Here is a 17,437-nt window from a genome sequence, read left to right as displayed (position 1 = left end):
GGCTGGGCGGGGGCTGCCGGGGTGGGCCGGGAGCGGGAGGGGCCGCCCCCTTGCCCGCCCGTTCCGCCCCCGGGGGGCGGCCCCGCCGCCCAAGGGGGCTGGGGGGAAGGGGAGGGGGGCGGCGGTCCCTGTGCCTGAGGGGGTTGGGGGGAAGGGGAGGAGGGTGGTGGTCTCGGTGCCTGAGGGGGCTGGGGGGAGGGGTGGGATGGGGCGGGTGCGGTGTATACGGAGTTCAGGGGAGGGTGAGGTGGGTTGGTGGGGGTGTGGGGTGGTGGGGGAGGAGGGGGAAGTGGGGGCCGGGGGTGATGGTGCCGAGGGGGCGGGGGGAGCTTGCGCCGGTGCAGGTGGGGACGTTGCCCGGGAGGTTGTGCAGGGTGAGGAAGCCCAGGAGGGCGAAGGCGAGGGCCTCCTTGGCGTCGGAGGGGAGGCCCAGGGTGTCCGAGGTGAGGAGGGGGAGGTCGGGGCCCAACTCGGTGCGGAGCAGGGTCATCAGCGTGGGGTTGCGGGTGCCGCCGCCCGAGGCGATCACCTCCGTCGCGCCCAGCGGGCGTACCGCGTCGGCGACGGTGCGGGCGGTGAGGTGGGTGAGCGTGGCGAGGACGTCGGCGGCCGGGAGCGTGTCGAAGTCGGCGAGGGCGGCATGGAGGTAGGGGAGGTGGAAGAGTTCCTTGCCGGTGGTCTTGGGGGCGGGCAGGCGGTAGTACGGGTCGGCGAGGAGGTGGCGCAGGAGGGGGTCGTGGAGTCGGCCCGTTGCGGCGAGGGCGCCGTCCGCGTCGTAGCGGAGGCGGCCCTGGGTGAGGTCCTGGACGGCGGCGTCCAGGAGGGCGTTGCCGGGGCCCGTGTCGAAGGCGAGGGGTGAACTCCCCGTAAGGGCCGTGATGTTGGCGATCCCGCCGATGTTCAGGGCGACCGGAGTGCCCCGGCGGCCGCGCAGCCAGAGCAGGTCCAGGAGGCACACCAGCGGTGCGCCCTGGCCGCCCGCGGCGAGATCGCGCGGGCGGAAGTCGGACACCACCGTCAGACCGGTCGCCTCGGCGATCCACGCGCTCTGGCCCAGTTGGAGGGTTCCGTGCGCCGTGCCGTCGGCGACCCAGTGGTAGACGGTCTGGCCGTGCGAGGCGATCAACTCGGCTTCATGGGCGCAGAGTTCGGAGTTGGCGCGTACGGCGAGGGCGGCGAAGGCCTGCCCGATGAGGGTGTCCAGGCGGCACACCTCGGCCAGGGTGGTGCGGGAGGGAGGCAGTGCCCCGGCGAGTGCGGAGCGCAGTTCGTCGTCGTACGGAGCACTGATCATCCCGAGCGGCCGCAGGGTCAACTCGCCGTCGTGCAGGGTGAGTTCTGCCGCCGCCGCGTCGATCGCGTCGTAGGATGTGCCCGACATCAGGCCGATGACCTTCATCGCAGAGGCTCCCGGTGGTCGTTGCCGCGCAGGGTCAGCAGGGCGAGGAGGCTCAGGGCGCACGCCCCGGCCGCGTAGTAGGCGGGGATGTCGGCGTCGCCGGTACGCTTGATCAGCTCGGTGATGATCAGCCCCGCGCAGCCGGAGAACACGGCGTTGGACAGGGCGTATGCGAGACCGAGGCCGGTGCAGCGCACCGACGTCGGGAACATCTCGGCCAGCATCGCGGGACCGGGGCCCGCCATCAGGCCGACGACGGCACCGGCTGCGAAGACGGCGGCGCCCTTGGCGGTGGATGAAGTGCCGGAATTCTGGAGGAGGTTGATGAGGGGGAGTGCCAGGACCGTCACCAGACCGGCCCCCGTGAGCATGACCGTGCGGCGGCCGATCCGGTCGCTCAGCAGGCCCGCCGGGACGATCGATGCGGCGAATCCCAGATTGGCCAGGACCGTCGCCACGAGTGCCTCCCGGAAGGAGGCGTTGAGCGTGGACTGGAGGTACGAGGGCAGGACGACCAGGAAGGTGTATCCGGCCGCCGACCAGCCCATGATGCGACCGGCACCCAGCACGATCGCGCGGACGACGTCCCCGGTCCGTGCGGGGGAAGTGGCCCGCACCGTACGGAAATTGGGCGTTTCCTCCAGTCGCAGGCGCAGCCACAGGGCGACCGCGCCCAGCGGGAGCGTCAGCAGGAACGGCACCCGCCAGCCCCAGTCGTGCAGCGCCGCCGGGGTGAGGAACGTGGCCAGGAGGGCGGCCACCCCCGCGCCGCCGAGCAGACCGAGCGCCACCGTGAGGGACTGCCACGACCCGTACAGGCCACGTCGTCCCGGCGGGGCGAATTCGGTGAGGAGCGACACCGCGCCGCCGAACTCCCCACCGGCGGACAGGCCTTGGAGGATGCGCAGGAACGTCAGCAGCCACGGTGCCGCCGCGCCGATCGTCGCGTACGTCGGCAGCAGGCCGATGAGCGTCGTCGCCACCGTCATCAGCACGATGACCACGATCAGCGTCGGGCGGCGCCCGATCCGGTCGCCGAGCCGCCCGAACACTGCGGCCCCCACCGGCCGGAAGAAGAACGCGAGCGCGAACGACGCGTACGTCTTGACCAGCGCCTCGGCGTCGCCGCCGCCCTCCGGGGTGGACTCCGGTGTGAAGAAGTTCGCCGCGATGACCGTCGCGAAGTAGCCGTAGACCCCGAATTCGTACCACTCGACGAAGTTCCCCACCGAGCCCGCGACCAGGGCGCGCCGGGAACGGGCAGGGGGTGGAGGCGGGGGAGGGGCGGGAGGTCCGGTCGGTGACGTCATCCTCCCTCACTTCCCCGGGCGGCCGCCGGGAAAGCCGGGAGGGCGGCGAATCACCTGTCCGGAAGCTCGGACGCGTGCGGAGGTTCCGCGCCCGCCCGGGAGCACGTCAGCGCTGCCGCGCGGGCCGCGAACCCCAGCAGGTCCCTCCAGCCGTCGCCGTCCAGGCCCGCCACCGCGTCCGCCGAGAGCAGGCCGTGGGCGGAGAGGCGGTGGAGGAGCGCCGCGTTCACCGTGTCGCCCGCGCCGATCGTGTCCACCACGTCGACGCGGACGCCGGGGACGGAGAACTCCCCGCGCGCGGTGAAGGCGGTCAGGCCCTCCCCGCCCCGGGTGAGGACCACCGCGGCCGGGCCCGCCGCGAGCCAGCCGGGCACGTCGGGGCCGAGCCAGTCCGCGTCCTCCTCGCTCAGCTTGAGCAGGGAGACGTGCCGCAGCCAGCCGAGGAAGCGGGCCCGGTAGGCGTCCGGGTCGGCGATCAGCCCCGCCCGGATGTTCGGGTCCAGCGTGACGAACGTCCCGCGTGCCGCCTCCCGCCGCATCACCTCCTCGTACGCGCTCGCGCCCGGCTCCAGTACGAGGGAGCAGGTGCCGAAGGACAACGCGGCGGTGTCGGGCGGGAGTTGAGGGGGCGCGGCGAAGAGGCGGTCCGCGCACTGTGCGACGTGGAAGGCGTACGACGCCGAGCCGTCCGCGTCGAGGGAGGCGACGGCCAGCGAGGTGGGTTCGGGGCCGCGCTGGAGGAGGGCGGTGGAGACGTTCGCCTCGCGCAGCCGGTCCACGAGTGAGTCGCCGAAGGCGTCGGTGGAGATCCGCGAGCAGAACGCGACGTCCGCACCGAGCCGTCCCAGTGCCACGGCCGTGTTGTACGGTCCGCCGCCACGGGCGGGCAGCAGCGGGGCCAGGGCGTCGCCCCGCGACCCGGGCACCAGGTCGATCAGGGCCTCACCTGCGACGACGATCACGGGATGTTCCTTCCGGGGGAGTACGGAAGGCCGGAGCATACCCGCAGTTCAGAGCCCTGGGTGGCGCGGACCGCCCGGCGGCCGTACCGTCCTCAGCCCGCCGTGGCGAAGTGGCGGACCCCCGACTCCCGCTCCCAGTGCAGCACGCCCGTGTCGGCCAGCACCTCCAGATGCGCGTCGATCTCCAGGATCGCCAGCATCCGGTGCTGGCCGGGCAGGTCGTCCAGGTGGCTTCGGCGGCGGGTCCACGGCAGGGCGCGGGCCACGTCGAGTGCGGTCCGGGCGCCCGCACGCACCTCGCGTGCCACCGCATCGAGCCGTTCCTCGTGGTGGGCCAGGAGCGCGTCGATGCGGGTGTGCGTGCTCAGGGCCACCGGTCCGTGCGCCGGAAGCAGGAGCGCGTCGGGCAACTCCCTCACCAGGCGCAGGGATTGCTGGTACGAGCGCAAGGGGGAGCGCTCCGGGCTGCGTTCGAAGCCGATCGAGGGGGTGATGTGCGGCAGCACGTGGTCGCCCGCGAAGAGCAGACCGGCGGCCGGGTCGCCGAAGACCACGTGTCCCCGGGTGTGCCCGGGAGTGGCCAGGACGCTCAACTTCCGCTCCGTGAGCGGCACTTCCTCGTGGTCGTCCAGCCAGGCGTCCGGCGGGCCGAACGGCATCGCCCACTCCTCCTCCGTCACCGGCATCGCCGCCACCGCGTCCGCCAGCTCGGCCGCTCCGCAGGCGCGCAACTGGGCCGCCTGTTCGGGGTGGGCGCCCCGGTTCAGGTCCAGGCCCTCGATGGAGTGCCGTTCACCGCGGCCGATCCTGACCCGTACGCCCAGGGACTCCCGCAGGAGGAGGGCCTGCGTGTAGTGGTCCCAGTGGGCGTGCGTCACCAGGATCTGGGCCAGGTCGCCCAGTGCGTACCCCAGCGGGCGCAGGGCCTCGGCGAGGGCCTTCCCGGTCTCCGGGCCCGCCCAGCCCGAGTCGATCAGGACGGGACCCTCGCGGTCCTCGACCAGATAGACGTTGACCGCGTTCAGGCCTTCGAGGGGGAGGGGCAGCGGAATCCGGTAGACGCCCGCACTCACCGGGTGGGCGCCGGGTTCCGTCCAGTGGTCGGGCTGGTCGGGGAGGGCCCCGGACCGTTCCGTGAGGGGCTGTGCCAAGGCGCGCTCCGGGTCGGTGGCAGGTGCAGGTAATTCGAGCGTAGCCGCGAAACGGCGAAGTGGGGCCGCGTGCCGACGCGTTGAGCGTCACAGTGCGCAGGGGTGGACGCCGCGCCGGACCTCCGATCTCGGACCGGGCCGGCCTGGGGCGATGGAAGCGGGCCGGCCTGCGGCCGTGGGAGCGGGTCCGGCCTGCGGCCACGGGGGCGGGTCCGGCCCCCGACCCTGGTGACACCCCCGCCCCGCGTTCGCCTCCTGAACGCGTTGGTAGAAGCTTTAAGTTCTTCTGCCCCACACCTTGACCCTTCAGTTCGAGTAATCAAGACTCACCCCACGAACCGCCGAACTGACACGTGTGAAGACTTCAAGACCTGTTGTCCCGCGTCGAGTTGTCAGGTTCGGTGCGCTGCTGTTGTGTCCAGGTCGCGGGACCCGGACTCGTCTGCCGCGCGGGCGACGGTGCCCGCACCACGTGCGCGTGGCGACCCCCTTTGCCTCGGAGGTCTTCCTCGCCATGCCCGCACACCCGAATGACGCCGCCACCCCCGTGTCCGGTCCGAGCCGCCGCACCCTGATGAAGCAGTTCGGCGGGGCCGCCGCCGCGTTCGCCTTCGTGGCCGCCGCCGGGCCGCTCGCCACGGCGGGCCCGGCCGCCGCAGCGCCCGCCGCATCCGGTCGCGTACGCACACTGCTCGCGAAGCTGACCCTCGACGAGAAGCTCTCCCTCGTCCACGGCGCCGTCGACCCGCAGCGTCTGGGCCAGGCCGGATACGTACCCGGCGTCAAGCGTCTCGGCATCCCCGAGCTGCGGCTGTCCGACGGCCCCGCCGGGGTCAATGTCGTCAGGTCCGCCACCGGCCTGCCCCCGGTCTCCACCCTCGGCGCCTCCTTCAACCCCGAACTCGCCCGCCAGTACGGCGAAGTGATGGGCCGTGAGGGACGCACCCTCGGCATGGACGTCCTGCTGGCCCCGCAGATCGAGCTCTCCCGCACCCCCTTCTTCAGCCGCAACAAGGACCAGGCGGGCGAGGACCCGTACCTCAACGGCCTGATCGGCGCTGCCCAGGTCGAGGGCGTCCAGGCACAGGGCATGCTCGCCCAGGCCAAGCACTTCGTCGCCAACAACCAGCGCCTGCACGAGTTCGACTGGGTCAACGCGGAGAACACCTACGACTTCGTCGTCGACGAGCGCACCCTGCACGAGATGTACCTGCCCGCCTTCGACGCCGTCGTCCGCGCCGGGGTGGCCTCGGTGATGTCGGCGTACAACCACCTCAACGGAAAGTGGAACTCCGAGCAGAAGACCACCCTCACCGACATCCTCCGCGGCGAGCTCGGCTTCCGCGGTTTCGTCACCTCCGACTGGGGCGCGACCCACTCCACCGCCGCCCTCCAGGCCGGTCAGGACATGCAGATGTGGGACGGCTCCTTCTACGGGGAGCCGCTGAAGAAGGCCATCCTGGACGGCTCGATCCCCGAGTCCGCCCTCGACACCGCCGTCTCCCGCATCCTCGGCCAGTACGACGCCTTCGGCATGCTCGACGGCAGCCGCAAGCCCGCCCGCCGCAGCATCGACGTCGAGGCCGGGGCGCGCGTCGCCCGCGAGGTCGCCACCCAGGGCGCGGTCCTGCTCGCCAACAACGGCGGCCTGCCCCTGTCCAGAGCCGCCCTCGACGACCTCGCCCTCATTGGCCCCACCGCCGGACAGGTCGCCGTCTCCGTCGCGGGCGAGCGCGCCTACGGCTTCGAGGACCGCATGGTCAGCCCCCTCGAAGCGCTGCGCCGCACCACCGGCCGCAGGATCGCGTACGAGGTCGGGGTCGACCTCACCGGAACGGCCGTCCCGGCGTCCGCCCTGCCCGGCGGCCTCGCCCGCAAGGGCGGCGGCACCGACAAGACCGTCGACTTCACCGGCCCCAAGGCCCTTCCGCCCGGCTCCGCCGTCGAGTGGAGCGGCACTCTCGTACCGCCCACCACCGGCGAGTACGCCCTGAAGATCCAGGGCTGGGGCGCGGCCGTGGCGCTGTCCGTCGACGGCGTCGAGATCGCCACCGCCGCCGGGGTCCGCGACAGCTTCACCCGCAAGTGGTCCACCATCGTCCCCACCACCGACGGCCTCGACAACGGCCAGGCCGCACCCATGACGCTGACCGGCGGGAAGGCGTACCAGCTCGTCGTGAAGGCGACCGGCTGGGACACCACCGTCGCCGACCGCGGCCCCGTCCAGATCCGGTTCGCCTGGGTGACGCCCCAGCAGCGCGCCGCGCACATGGCCGACGCGGTGCAGCTGGCCCGGCGGGTGCACACCCCGGTCGTCTTCGCGTTCAACGGAGCGGGCAGCTCGGTCGGCGGCGGCGGTGACCTCACCACCCTCGCGCTCCCCGTCCACCAGGACGAGCTGATCGACGCGGTCGCCTCCGCGAACCCGCGCACGATCCTCGTCCTGAACACCGGCAGCGCGGCCACCATGCCGTGGCGGCACAAGGTGCGCACCATCCTGCACGCCGGATACGTCGGCCAGGAGGGCGGCTGGTCCACCGCCGACCTCCTCACCGGCCGGGCCAACCCGGGCGGCAAGTCGGTCGTCACCTGGCCCCGGAAGGAGACCGACGACCCGACCCTCGACCCGAAGCACCCCGAGCGCTACTACGGCGTCGACAAGACGGTGACGTACAGCGAAGGGATCTTCGTCGGCTACCGGGGCTACGACAGGGCGGGCACCGAACCCCAGTTCCCCTTCGGGCACGGCCTGTCCTACACGGAGTTCAGGTACAGCCGGATCAGCGTGCGCGAGCACGGGGACGGCCTCGCCGTCACCTTCACCGTGACCAACACGGGCCGCCGCACCGGCGCCGAGGTCCCGCAGGTCTACCTCGGCCCGCCCCGCAAGGCGCCCGTCGAGATGGCGGTGCGGGCGCTCGCCGGATTCCAGCGGGTCGTGCTGCGGCCCGGCGAGTCGCGCCGGATCACCGTACGCGTCGGCGAGCGGCAACTGTCGTACTGGGACACCGGGCGCGGCCGCTGGACGCGGGCGAAGGGGCGGCGCGCGGTGTACGTCGGGTCGTCGTCGCGGGACATCCGGCTGACGGACAGCGCGGAGTGCTGAGGCCGCCGAGGCGGCGGCGCGGCGCGCTGACGCGTCCCGCCCCCTGAAACCCCCCGGGTCCCGGCGCAACCACTGCGGTGCCGGGGCCCGGGGTCTTCGTACGCCGTACGTGACGTCGTGCGCTGCACGTACGCCGGACGTGACCTCGTGCGCTGTACGTACGCCGGGCGTGACCTCGTGCGCTGTACGTCAGGCCTTCTTGTCGGTCCGCCCGGTCACCCACGCGAGCGCGTCCCAGACGCCCTGGACGTACTCGCGGGGGATGTCGCGACGGATGGGGTCCCTCAACTGTTCGTCGGCAGCGGCGAGTTCGGCGTTGAGCCGGTCGTCGTCGGGCGCCGCCGAGCTCTGGTCGCCGGTGACGGGGGTGATCTGGGCGCCGCCCAGTGCCCAGATGTAGCCCGCGAGGGCCCCTCGGCTGATCTGGGTCTGCCGGTGCGGGGCGGCGGCCTCCGCCTCCAGTTCCCGCAGGGCGGCCTCCAGCTCGGTGCGGGGGCGGGCGCCGACGGCGTCGGACGGGGGAGTGGCGGAGTCTTCCGGAGGAGTGACGGGGTCTTCGTCGTGGAGGGTCATGCTGTGCGTGTGTCCGCAACCGGCCCCCTGATGTGTGGTGCCGGTCCCAGGAGTACGGGAGCGAGGTCGGGCCCCTCCCCTTCGGCGTAGGCGGCCTCATCGAACGGGTACAGCGGGCGCTCCATCCGGTGGTGTCCCAGCCGCACCAGATCCTGGTCGACGCCGCCCGGGGTGAGCGCGAGGAGCCAGTCGGCGGCCAGGTCGTACAACTCCGGTTCCAGATAACCGATCTTGACGACCACGAGATCGTACGAGGCCGGATCGAGCGACCCGAAGTCGGCGCGCGTGTGGAACGGCGTCCGGCGTTCGACGAGGACGACCGTGAGCCCGCCGCACCGTACGGCCGCCCTGCCTGGCTCCAACAGGCTTACTGTGCAGTCGAGTTCGTACGGCCCGCCGTGACCGGCATCCACCTTGCCGCCCACCGAGAGGGTGAGCCGGGCGCCCACGCCCGCCTCGGTGCAGCGGGCCACGGCCGCCGGGTCGGTGATGCCGGGATGCAGGGCGGTCGTCCGGCCTTCGCGGACGGCCTCGTGGGCGAGGAGCCGCTCCAGCATGTACGCGAGGTCGCCCGCGCCGCCGGCGGTGGGATTGTCGCCCGAGTCGCTGATGAGGAAGGGGCGTTGGGGGGAATCCACCGCGCGGGCGATGCACGCGTCCGCCGTGCCGGTCGGGCCGACGAAGACGAAGTCGTGCCGGGCCTCCCAGTAGCGACGGGCCAGCAACTCGGCCTGTTCGGAGAGGAGGTGAGGGTCGGTGCCGGTGACCACCACGGCCGCCCGGCAGCGCGGCTCGTCCGCCCAGGCGTAGCCGACCCACAGGGCCGCGTCGAGAACGCCCGGCAGGGACGCGATGGTGGCGAGGCCGCCGGACAGGGACCGGGCCGGTTCCAGGCGGGTGCTGGTCTTCTCGCCGGGCAGGAGCACCGGCACCTGCACCCAGGCCCGGTACGGGCGCACGCCCGTACGCAGGCAGTGCAGCAGGGTGCGGGCGGCGCGCTCGCGGGTCTCCCACTCGTCCTCGTGCGGGGCGAGCCGGTGTGCGGTGAGGAGGTCCACGCGCTCGGCGAAGCGCCGAGAGACGTTGCCGTGCAGGTCCATGGCGGCGGACAGCAGCGGGGGCGGGCCCTCGGCGTGCCGGTCGAGTGCGGAACGTACCGCATCCGTGAGATCGGCCTCCGCATCCGTCAGGCCGACGACGCTCATCGCCCCGTGGATGTCGTAGACCATGCCGTCGAGCGGGCCCGTCTCCTCGATGCGGGCGACCAGTTCGGCCTTCAGGGCCGCGTACGCCGGTGGCTCGACCGGGCCGCCGGGCAGGGCGACCGCGTGCACCAGGGGCACCCACTCAACGTCCTGTGTGTCGGGCCCGGGGCGCGTCCACGCGTACCGGTCGAGCAGGGCCCGGCCCCGGGTGATCCGGAAGTCGTCCAGGGCCGTGCGGTGCGGGCAGAAGGTGGACGACTCGACGGACACCCCGCCGATGCCGATACGCAAGGGTCGGGCGGCCGGGCGGCCGGGCGGCCGGGCGGCCGGGCGGTGCTCATGGGCGTAACTCCCTTGAGAAGAGCGGCTGCTGGGAACGGGGGGTCGCGTGTGCCGAATTGGGCCAGACCCTTGCCGCAGTCGATGGAAGCGCTTTAGCCTGCTCGCGCTCAAGCGCTTTAGTCGTGGCGGGGACGTGCACGGATCTGCACGGACGCACCGGGACGTGCACGGACGAGGCAAGGGAGCTGTGATGCAGTGGACGACCAGCGGAACCCGAACACGCCGGGCCCAGGGCGCCGCCACGGCCGCGCTCGCCGCCGCGGCCCTCGCCGTCAGCGGCTGCTCGGCGGGCCCGGCCGGACAGGGCGGCGGCAGGGCGAGCGACAGTCTCACCGTCAATCTGGGCTTCTCCGGCAACACCATCGTCCGTAACTTCAACCCCTTCTCGCTCCAGGCGTCCCAGGGCACCTTCGGCTTCCAGTACGAGGCGCTGTTCGGCTTCAACATCCTCCAGGGCGGCAAGTTCGTGCCCTGGCTCGGCACGAAGTACACCTGGGCCGACGGCGGCAAGAAGATCACCGTGGCGCTCGACCCGCGTGCCAACTGGAGCGACGGATCGAAGCTCACCGCCAAGGACGCCGTCTACGCCCTGGAGTACGTGAAGAAGCAGGACCTGCCGGTGGACTGGAAGTTCGACTACAAGAGCGCCACCGCGCCCGACGACCACACCCTGGACATCACCTTCGACACCCCCGCCTACGCCAAGCTCCGCAACATCGGCGGCATCCGGCCCATCCCGGAGAAGATCTGGAAGAGCCAGGACGGCAAGACCTTCACCAACCCGCAGCCCGTCGCCAGCGGCCCGTACGTACTGAAGAAGTACAGCGCGCAGCAGCTCACCTTCGAGGCGCGCGACAACTACTGGAAGCAGAAGGTCCCGGTCAAGACGCTCAAGGCGCCGGTCGTCGCCTCGTCCTCCGAGATCGGCAAGCTGCTCAGCGGCGAGATCCAGTGGAGCGGCGGCGCGGTGCCCGACGTGCAGAAGCAGTACGTGGCGAAGGACCCGGCGAACCACCACGCCTGGTACCCGACGTACGGCGGGCTCTTCATGTTCTTCAACCACACCAAGGCGCCGTTCCAGGACGTGCACGTCCGCAAGGGGCTCTCGCTGGCGGTCGACCGCACCGAGCTGGCCGACGTCGGCAATCCGGGCATGTTCCACCCGCTGAACTCCACCGGGCTCGACGCGAAGACCCAGGGGAAGTGGATCGACCCCGCCTATCGGAGCGCCGAGCAGCCAATGGCCCAACTCGACGCGGCAGCAGCCGAGTTCGCGAAGGCCGGATACAGCAAGCAGGGCGAGAAACTGGTCGGGAAGGACGGCAGGCAGCTCTCCTTCAAGATCCTGGAGGTGGCGGAGTTCGCGGACTCCGTCCAGCGGGACAAGGTGATCGCGACCCAGCTCGCCAAGGCGGGCATCGACGTCCAGGTGCAGCCCATCGCCAGCGCCCAGCTCGACAAGGCCCGCCAGGACGCGAACTTCGACGTCCTGGTCGGCGGGGCCGTCTACTACAACACGCCGTACAACTTCTTCAAGGACATGCTCTTCAGCGGCAACAAGGGCATCTGGACCAACTACGGCCACTACAACAACACCAAGGCCGACGGGCTTCTCCAGCAGATGGAGGGCTCGGGCGACGACGCGGCGATCCTGAAGACCTCCGCCGCACTCCAGAAGATCATGGTGGACGACGTCCCGGCCGCCCCGCTGATCACCATCGGCGCCTCCGCCCAGTACAACAGCAAGAACTGGACCGGCTGGCCCGACGAGAAGAACCCGTATGCGATCCCCGCGCCGTGGGCCGGGCCGACCGACATGGTCAACACGGTCCTCTCGCTGAAGCCGGTGTCCGGTGCGAAGGCGAAGTAGGGCCGTGAGCCGAAGTCGCTCTGTACGCACAGGAGTCGGGGGACCCCGGTGACCGCGCCCGTCGTCCCCGTCGGCGCGGCCGGGGCCCAGCCCGGACCGGCGGCCGTGCGCAGGGGACCCCGGCTCGGGCGGGCCCGCTACTTCGTGCGCCGCCTCGGCTTCTACCTGGTGGCCGCCTGGATCGCGATCACCCTCAACTTCCTCCTCCCGCGCCTGATGCCCGGCGATCCGGCGTCCGTGCTGATCGCCCAGATGCAAGGGCGCACCGCCCTGTCCGGCGACATGATCGCCTCCATCTACCGGCTCTTCGGCAACCCCTCCGAGCCGCTCTGGAACCAGTACCTCACCTATCTCGGCCAGGTCTTCCGGCTGGACTTCGGGCTGTCCGTGGCCTTCTACCCGACCCCGGTGTGGGAGGTGATCAGCGCCGCCCTGCCCTGGACGATCGGCCTGGTGGGCGTCGTCGCCGTCGTGTCCTTCCTCATCGGCACCGCCGGGGGCATCCTCGCCGGGGGCCGGGCGGGCTCGAAGCTGGACTCGGTGGCGACGCCGGGCGCGATGTTCCTGACCGCGCTGCCGACCTTCTGGATCGCGCTGCTGTTCGTGCTGGTGCTGGGCTTCCAACTCGCGTGGCTGCCGACCGGAGGGGCCTACGACCCCGACCTGGAGCCCGGACCCAGCGGGGCGTTCCTTGGCAGCGTCGTCTCGCACGCGATCCTGCCCGCGCTCACCATCGCGATGGGCTGGGCCGCCACCTGGTACATCGGCATGCGCAACATGATGATCACGACGGTGTCCGAGGACTACGTCCTGCTGGCCCGCGCCAAGGGCCTGAGCAAGGGGACGGTCCTCTTCCGGTACGCCGCGCGCAACGCCATGCTGCCGAGCGTGGCGGGCTTCGCGGTCAACCTGGGCAACGTTGTCGGCGGCCAGCTCCTGGTGGAGGCGGTGTACGCCTATCCCGGCGTCGGTCACCTGCTCTTCCAGTCCGTGGCCAGCGTCGACTACCCGCTGATGCAGGCGCTCTTCCTGATGGTGTCGCTGTCGGTGCTCGCGGCGAACTTCCTGGCGGACTCCGTGTACGGACTGATCGACCCGCGGGCGAGGGAGACGGGATCATGAGCGTGGAAACGGCCGCAGCCGTGCGCGGGGGGTCCTGGCTCCCGGAGAACCGGAAGGTCAGGGCCGGGCTCGCCCTGCTCGCCCTCTTCGTCCTCCTCGCCGTCCTCGGGCCCTTCCTCGTCGAGGACGTGCTCGGCCGGTCCGCCACCGCGATCGACACCGGCGCGAGCATGCAACCTCCGTCCGCCGCCCACCTGTTGGGGACCACCGCCACCGGTGAGGACGTCCTCGCCCAGCTCGTCGTCGGCAGCCGCGTCTCCCTCCTGGTCGGGCTCGTCGCCGCCGTCATCTCCACGAGCCTCTCCGTCCTGGTCGGCGTCGCGGGCGGTTACCTCGGCGGCCGGGCCGACGCCCTGCTCACCATCGTCACCAACGTCTCCCTGGTCATCCCCAGCCTCCCGCTCCTGGTCATCGTGGCGAGTTACGTCAAGGGGCGGGGCGGCTGGCTCACGGTGGCCCTCATCATCGGCCTCACCTCCTGGCCCTGGGGCGCCCGCGGCAAACGCGCCCAGACGCTCTCGCTGCGCCGCCGGGACTTCGTCCTGGCCGCAGAGATGACCGGGGAGAGCCGCTGGTGGATCATCACCCGGGAGCTGATCCCGACCCTGGCCCCGCTGATCTCGGCGAGCTTCCTGGGGGCGGTCGTGCTGTCGATGTTCGCCGACGCGGGCCTCGCCTTCATGGGCCTGGGCAACATCAACCTCACCAGCTGGGGCTCGATGCTGTACTGGGCCCAGAACGCGTCGGCGCTGCCGCGCGGCGCCTGGTGGTGGTTCGTGCCGCCGGGCGCGTGCATCGCCCTGGTCGGTCTGGCCGCCGGGCTGGTCAACTTCGGCATCGACGAGATCGCCAACCCCCGCCTGCGCCGGGCCAACCGGGAGATCCGCCGGGCCGCCAAGGCCGCCGCGCTGCGTCCGTCGGCAGGCCGGGCCGCACCCGCACTGCGGCCGTCGGCAGGTCGGGCCGAACCCGCGTCCCGTACCTCTGGGGAGGACTCATGAAGCACCCGCCTCGGCAGTACGAGGACGAGCTGCTGCGCGTCGAAGGGCTCAGCGTCGACTACTTCGACCGGGCCGAACCCGTGCACGCCGTGCGCGACGTGTGCTTCGGCGTGCGGCGCGGGGAGACCCTCGGCGTGGTGGGGGAGAGCGGCTGCGGCAAGTCGACGCTGGTCACCGCGCTGACCCGGCTGGAGCGGCCACCTGCGGTCATCACCGCGGGAAGCGCCCTGTACCGGCCCCGCGAGGGCGAGCCCGTCGACCTGCTGCGGGCCGACGAACGACAGCTGCGGGCCCTGCGCTGGCGGCACCTCGCCATCGTCTTCCAGAGCGCCATGAACGCGCTGAACCCCGTGCACCGGCTCGGCGCCCCGTTCGTGGACGTGCTGCGGGCGCAGCTGGGCCTGGGCAAGCAGGCGGCGCAGGCGCGGGCTGCGGAACTGCTCGGGCTCGTCGGCATTCCCGCCGACCGGCTCCGGGCGTACCCCCACGAACTCTCCGGCGGCATGCGCCAGCGCGCCACCATCGCCCTCGCGCTCGCCTGCGAACCCGAACTCGTGGTGATGGACGAGCCCACGACCGCCGTCGACGTGGTGATGCAGCGTCAGATCCTGCGCCAGATAGCGAAGTTGAAGGCCGAATTCGGCTTCTCCGTGGTCTTCGTGACGCACGACCTCTCCCTGCTCATCGAGATCGCCGACCGCATCGCCGTCATGTACGCCGGGCGCGTCGTCGAGGTCGGACCCGCCCGCCAGCTGTACGAGAACCCCGCCCACCCCTACACCGCAGCCCTGCGCAACGCCTTCCCGCCGCTGCGCGGCCCGCGCCGCGAGATCACCGGCATCCCCGGATCCCCACCCGGGCTGCGCCACCCGCCCGCCGGATGCGCCTTCCACCCCCGCTGCGCCCGCCGGTTCGCGCCCTGCGACACCGAGGCGCCCGCACTGCTCCCCGTCGGTACGGGCGAGGCCGCCTGCCACCTCCACACGCACCCCGAAGCGCCCCGTACGGAGGGTCCGGATGCCGTCAGCTGACTCCCCGAAGCCGGTACTTGAAGCCCGCGAGGTCACCCAGCGCTTCACCCTGCACGGCCCCGGCCAGTACGGCAGACACGTGCACGCCCTGGAGCCGGTCACCCTCGCCCTGCACCCCGGCCGGATCACCGCCCTGGTCGGCGAGAGCGGCAGCGGCAAGTCCACCCTGGCCCGGCTGCTGGCCCTCGCCCACCCGCCCACCTCGGGCGAGATCCGCCTCGACGGGGAACGGGTCGCCGCAGCCCGCACCGCACGGGCGAAGCGGGCGTACTACCGCCAGGTCCAGATGGTCTTCCAGGACCCCTTCTCCTCCCTCAGCCCCGTCCACCGGGTCCGCCACATCCTCGGCCGCCCGCTCCGGCTCCACGGCGGGGCCCCGCAGAAGGCGGACCGCGAGCGGCAGATCGTCGAACTCCTGGAGCGCGTCAACCTCACCCCCGCCGACCAGTACCTCGACAAGTTCCCCCACGAACTCTCCGGCGGCCAGCGCCAACGCGTCGCCATCGCACGGGCGTTGGCGGCCCGGCCGCGCGTCCTGCTCGGCGACGAACCCGTCTCCATGCTCGACGTGTCCCTCCGCCTCGACATCCTCAACCTGCTGAGCAGCCTGCGCGACGACGGCCTCGCCCTCCTCTACATCACCCACGACATCGCGGGCGCCCGCTACTTCGCCGACGAGATCAAGGTCCTGTACGCGGGCCAGCTCGTCGAATCCGGGCCGGGCGAGGAACTCGTCCGCGACCCCCGGCACCCCTACACCCGCCTCCTCGTGGAGTCGGCCCCCGACCCCGACCGCGTCGCCCCGCCCCCGGACCCCGACGAGGACGACGCGCCGCCGGGCGAGCCGCCGAGCCTGGTGGACCCGCCCGGCGGATGCCGATTCCACCCCCGTTGCCCGCTCGCCCTGCCCAAGTGCGCCACGTCCTTCCCGCCCCGCACCCACCTCTCCGCCACGCGCTGGGTGCACTGCTGGAGCCATGACGCGGGCGTGCCCCGGCCCGATCCCGTACACCCCGTACAGACCGGACACCCCGTCCAGACGGGACACCCCGCGCACCCCGCACACCCCGCACCTCACGTGGACAAGGACAACTCGCCATGATGCACAGCTGGTTCGAAGAAGCGAAGCTCGGAATCTTCCTGCACTGGGGCATCTACAGCGTCGACGGCGTCGCCGAGTCCTGGTCCTTCTTCAACGGCGACGTCGACCACGCCACCTACCTGGACCAGCTCGACGGATTCACCGCCGCCCGCTACGACCCCGACGCCTGGGCCGACCTCTTCGTCCAGGCGGGCGCCCGCTACGCCGTCCTCACCGCCAAGCACCACGACGGCGTCGCCCTCTGGGACACCCGGGCCAACGACCTGTCCGTCGTACGGCGCACCCCCGCCGCCCGCGACCTGATCACCCCGTACGTGGAGGCCCTGCGCCGCCGGGGCCTCAAGGTCGGCCTCTACTACTCCCACCTCGACTGGTCCCACCCCGACTACGCCACCGTCCGCCCCGAGGGCCAGGACCCCGCCGAGCGCGGGAACCCCTTCGCGATGCCCGCCGTCGGCGAGGAGGACCCGGAGCGCTGGGAGGCCTTCCTCGGCTTCCACCGCGCGCAGATCCGCGAGCTGCTCACCCTGTTCAGCCCCGACCTGCTCTGGTTCGACGGCGACTGGGAGCGCAGCGACGCCCAGTGGCGGATGGGCGAGCTCGCCGAGGAGATCCGGGCGCTCTCCCCGCAGACGATCGTCAACGGCCGCATCGCCCAGCACGGCGACTACGCCACCCCCGAACAGGGCGTCCCCGTCGAACCGCCGCCCGGCCCCTGGGAGCTCTGCCTCACCCTGAACAACTCGTGGGGCTACCAACCCCGCGACAAACAGCATAAAACGCCCCGCCAGCTGGTCCGGGTCTTCGCCGAGACCATCGGCGCGGGCGGCAACCTCCTCCTGGACGTCGGCCCCCGCGAGGACGGCACGCTCCAGCCCGAGCAGGCCGAACGCCTCGAAGTCCTCGGCGACTGGATCGAGCGGCACGCCGAAGCCGTGTACGGAACCACCCGCGGCCTGCCGCACGGCCACTTCTACGGGCCGTCCACCCTCTCCGCCGACCGCCGGACCCTCTTCCTCTTCCTCTTCGACCGCCCCAGCGAATACGTCGTCCTGCGCGGCGTCCGCAACCAGGTGAGCGACGCCCGGGTTCTCGGCACCGGCGACGAACTGCGGCACGAGCGGATCGGCGGCCTCGGCGACGTACCCGGCTGGGAGTACCTCTACCTGGACGACGACCAGCTCGACCCGCTGTGCACGGTGGTCGCGGTCGAGCTGAAGGAACCCCTGGACACCTGCCGGACGCACTCCCGGGACTGACGAA

General features: G+C 72.1%; 13 protein-coding genes. 7 read left to right on the top strand and 6 right to left on the bottom strand.

The features are described from left to right. Positions 1 to 232: 232 nt before the first annotated feature. The 4 genes from ACIO3O_RS29835 to ACIO3O_RS29820 form a co-directional block, all read right to left on the bottom strand. Entirely contained in the window at positions 233 to 1,399 is a 1,167-nt protein-coding gene (locus tag ACIO3O_RS29835; protein ID WP_401751237.1) for an anhydro-N-acetylmuramic acid kinase, read from the bottom strand. Beyond that, positions 1,396 to 2,709, bottom strand: coding sequence for an MFS transporter (locus ACIO3O_RS29830; protein WP_401751236.1), 1,314 nt, complete (start codon positions 2,707 to 2,709; stop codon positions 1,396 to 1,398). The genes ACIO3O_RS29835 and ACIO3O_RS29830 overlap by 4 nt, the downstream gene beginning before the upstream one ends. A 50-nt stretch (positions 2,710 to 2,759) precedes the next feature. Next, positions 2,760 to 3,671 carry a carbohydrate kinase gene (locus ACIO3O_RS29825; protein ID WP_401751234.1) on the bottom strand — a complete coding sequence of 304 codons (912 nt, stop codon included), beginning with the start codon at positions 3,669 to 3,671 and terminating at the stop codon, positions 2,760 to 2,762. A gap of 92 nt (positions 3,672 to 3,763) precedes the next feature. Continuing rightward, positions 3,764 to 4,822 carry an MBL fold metallo-hydrolase gene (locus ACIO3O_RS29820; protein ID WP_401751232.1) on the bottom strand — a complete coding sequence of 353 codons (1,059 nt, stop codon included), beginning with the start codon at positions 4,820 to 4,822 and terminating at the stop codon, positions 3,764 to 3,766. 478 nt (positions 4,823 to 5,300) lie between these two features. Between ACIO3O_RS29820 and ACIO3O_RS29815 the strand changes: the two genes are divergently transcribed. Then, on the top strand, positions 5,301 to 7,928 hold the full coding sequence (locus ACIO3O_RS29815; RefSeq protein WP_401751230.1) for a beta-glucosidase: 2,628 nt from the start codon (positions 5,301 to 5,303) through the stop codon (positions 7,926 to 7,928). Between the two features lie 189 nt (positions 7,929 to 8,117). Here the strand turns inward: ACIO3O_RS29815 and ACIO3O_RS29810 are convergent, their stop codons facing one another. After that, positions 8,118 to 8,501, bottom strand: coding sequence for a hypothetical protein (locus ACIO3O_RS29810; protein WP_401751228.1), 384 nt, complete (start codon positions 8,499 to 8,501; stop codon positions 8,118 to 8,120). Beyond that, on the bottom strand, positions 8,498 to 9,997 hold the full coding sequence (locus tag ACIO3O_RS29805; RefSeq protein ID WP_401751226.1) for a M81 family metallopeptidase: 1,500 nt from the start codon (positions 9,995 to 9,997) through the stop codon (positions 8,498 to 8,500). The genes ACIO3O_RS29810 and ACIO3O_RS29805 overlap by 4 nt, the downstream gene beginning before the upstream one ends. A 241-nt stretch (positions 9,998 to 10,238) precedes the next feature. Between ACIO3O_RS29805 and ACIO3O_RS29800 the strand changes: the two genes are divergently transcribed. The 6 genes from ACIO3O_RS29800 to ACIO3O_RS29775 are packed head-to-tail and all read left to right on the top strand — an operon-like array spanning position 10,239 to position 17,433. Beyond that, positions 10,239 to 11,918, top strand: a complete 1,680-nt coding sequence (locus tag ACIO3O_RS29800) for an ABC transporter substrate-binding protein (RefSeq protein WP_401751224.1) — start codon at positions 10,239 to 10,241, stop codon at positions 11,916 to 11,918. A 48-nt stretch (positions 11,919 to 11,966) separates the two neighbouring features. Further along, positions 11,967 to 13,040 carry an ABC transporter permease gene (locus ACIO3O_RS29795; protein WP_401751222.1) on the top strand — a complete coding sequence of 358 codons (1,074 nt, stop codon included), beginning with the start codon at positions 11,967 to 11,969 and terminating at the stop codon, positions 13,038 to 13,040. Continuing rightward, the gene (locus ACIO3O_RS29790; RefSeq protein WP_401751219.1) at positions 13,037 to 14,041 is read left to right on the top strand and encodes an ABC transporter permease; all 1,005 of its coding nucleotides are present in this window, start codon (positions 13,037 to 13,039) and stop codon (positions 14,039 to 14,041) included. Before ACIO3O_RS29795 ends, ACIO3O_RS29790 begins: the two co-directional genes overlap by 4 nt. Further along, on the top strand, positions 14,038 to 15,072 hold the full coding sequence (locus ACIO3O_RS29785; RefSeq protein ID WP_401751216.1) for an ABC transporter ATP-binding protein: 1,035 nt from the start codon (positions 14,038 to 14,040) through the stop codon (positions 15,070 to 15,072). Before ACIO3O_RS29790 ends, ACIO3O_RS29785 begins: the two co-directional genes overlap by 4 nt. Beyond that, the gene (locus tag ACIO3O_RS29780; protein ID WP_401751214.1) at positions 15,059 to 16,174 is read left to right on the top strand and encodes an ABC transporter ATP-binding protein; all 1,116 of its coding nucleotides are present in this window, start codon (positions 15,059 to 15,061) and stop codon (positions 16,172 to 16,174) included. The genes ACIO3O_RS29785 and ACIO3O_RS29780 overlap by 14 nt, the downstream gene beginning before the upstream one ends. Then, a complete protein-coding gene (locus ACIO3O_RS29775) occupies positions 16,174 to 17,433 on the top strand; it encodes an alpha-L-fucosidase (protein ID WP_401751243.1) in 1,260 nt (419 codons plus the stop codon). Before ACIO3O_RS29780 ends, ACIO3O_RS29775 begins: the two co-directional genes overlap by 1 nt. The last annotated feature ends 4 nt before the right edge of the window (positions 17,434 to 17,437 follow it).

The organism is Streptomyces sp. NPDC087440, assembly GCF_044744005.1.
Lineage (GTDB): Bacteria > Actinomycetota > Actinomycetes > Streptomycetales > Streptomycetaceae > Streptomyces.
Note: the sequence above shows the minus strand (reverse complement) of the source record. Positions and strands in the feature narration are given on the sequence as shown.

What these genes read in the sequence shown, in the direction of transcription:
- ACIO3O_RS29775 (WP_401751243.1), top strand. Translation starts at nt 16,174, where the DNA reads ATGCACAGCTGGTTCGAAGAAGCGAAGCTCGGAATCTTCCTGCACTGG.
- ACIO3O_RS29785 (WP_401751216.1), top strand. Translation starts at nt 14,038, where the DNA reads ATGAAGCACCCGCCTCGGCAGTACGAGGACGAGCTGCTGCGCGTCGAA.
- ACIO3O_RS29830 (WP_401751236.1), bottom strand. Translation starts at nt 2,709, where the DNA reads ATGACGTCACCGACCGGACCTCCCGCCCCTCCCCCGCCTCCACCCCCT.
- ACIO3O_RS29835 (WP_401751237.1), bottom strand. Translation starts at nt 1,399, where the DNA reads ATGAAGGTCATCGGCCTGATGTCGGGCACATCCTACGACGCGATCGAC.
- ACIO3O_RS29800 (WP_401751224.1), top strand. Translation starts at nt 10,239, where the DNA reads ATGCAGTGGACGACCAGCGGAACCCGAACACGCCGGGCCCAGGGCGCC.
- ACIO3O_RS29790 (WP_401751219.1), top strand. Translation starts at nt 13,037, where the DNA reads ATGAGCGTGGAAACGGCCGCAGCCGTGCGCGGGGGGTCCTGGCTCCCG.
- ACIO3O_RS29780 (WP_401751214.1), top strand. Translation starts at nt 15,059, where the DNA reads ATGCCGTCAGCTGACTCCCCGAAGCCGGTACTTGAAGCCCGCGAGGTC.
- ACIO3O_RS29810 (WP_401751228.1), bottom strand. Translation starts at nt 8,501, where the DNA reads ATGACCCTCCACGACGAAGACCCCGTCACTCCTCCGGAAGACTCCGCC.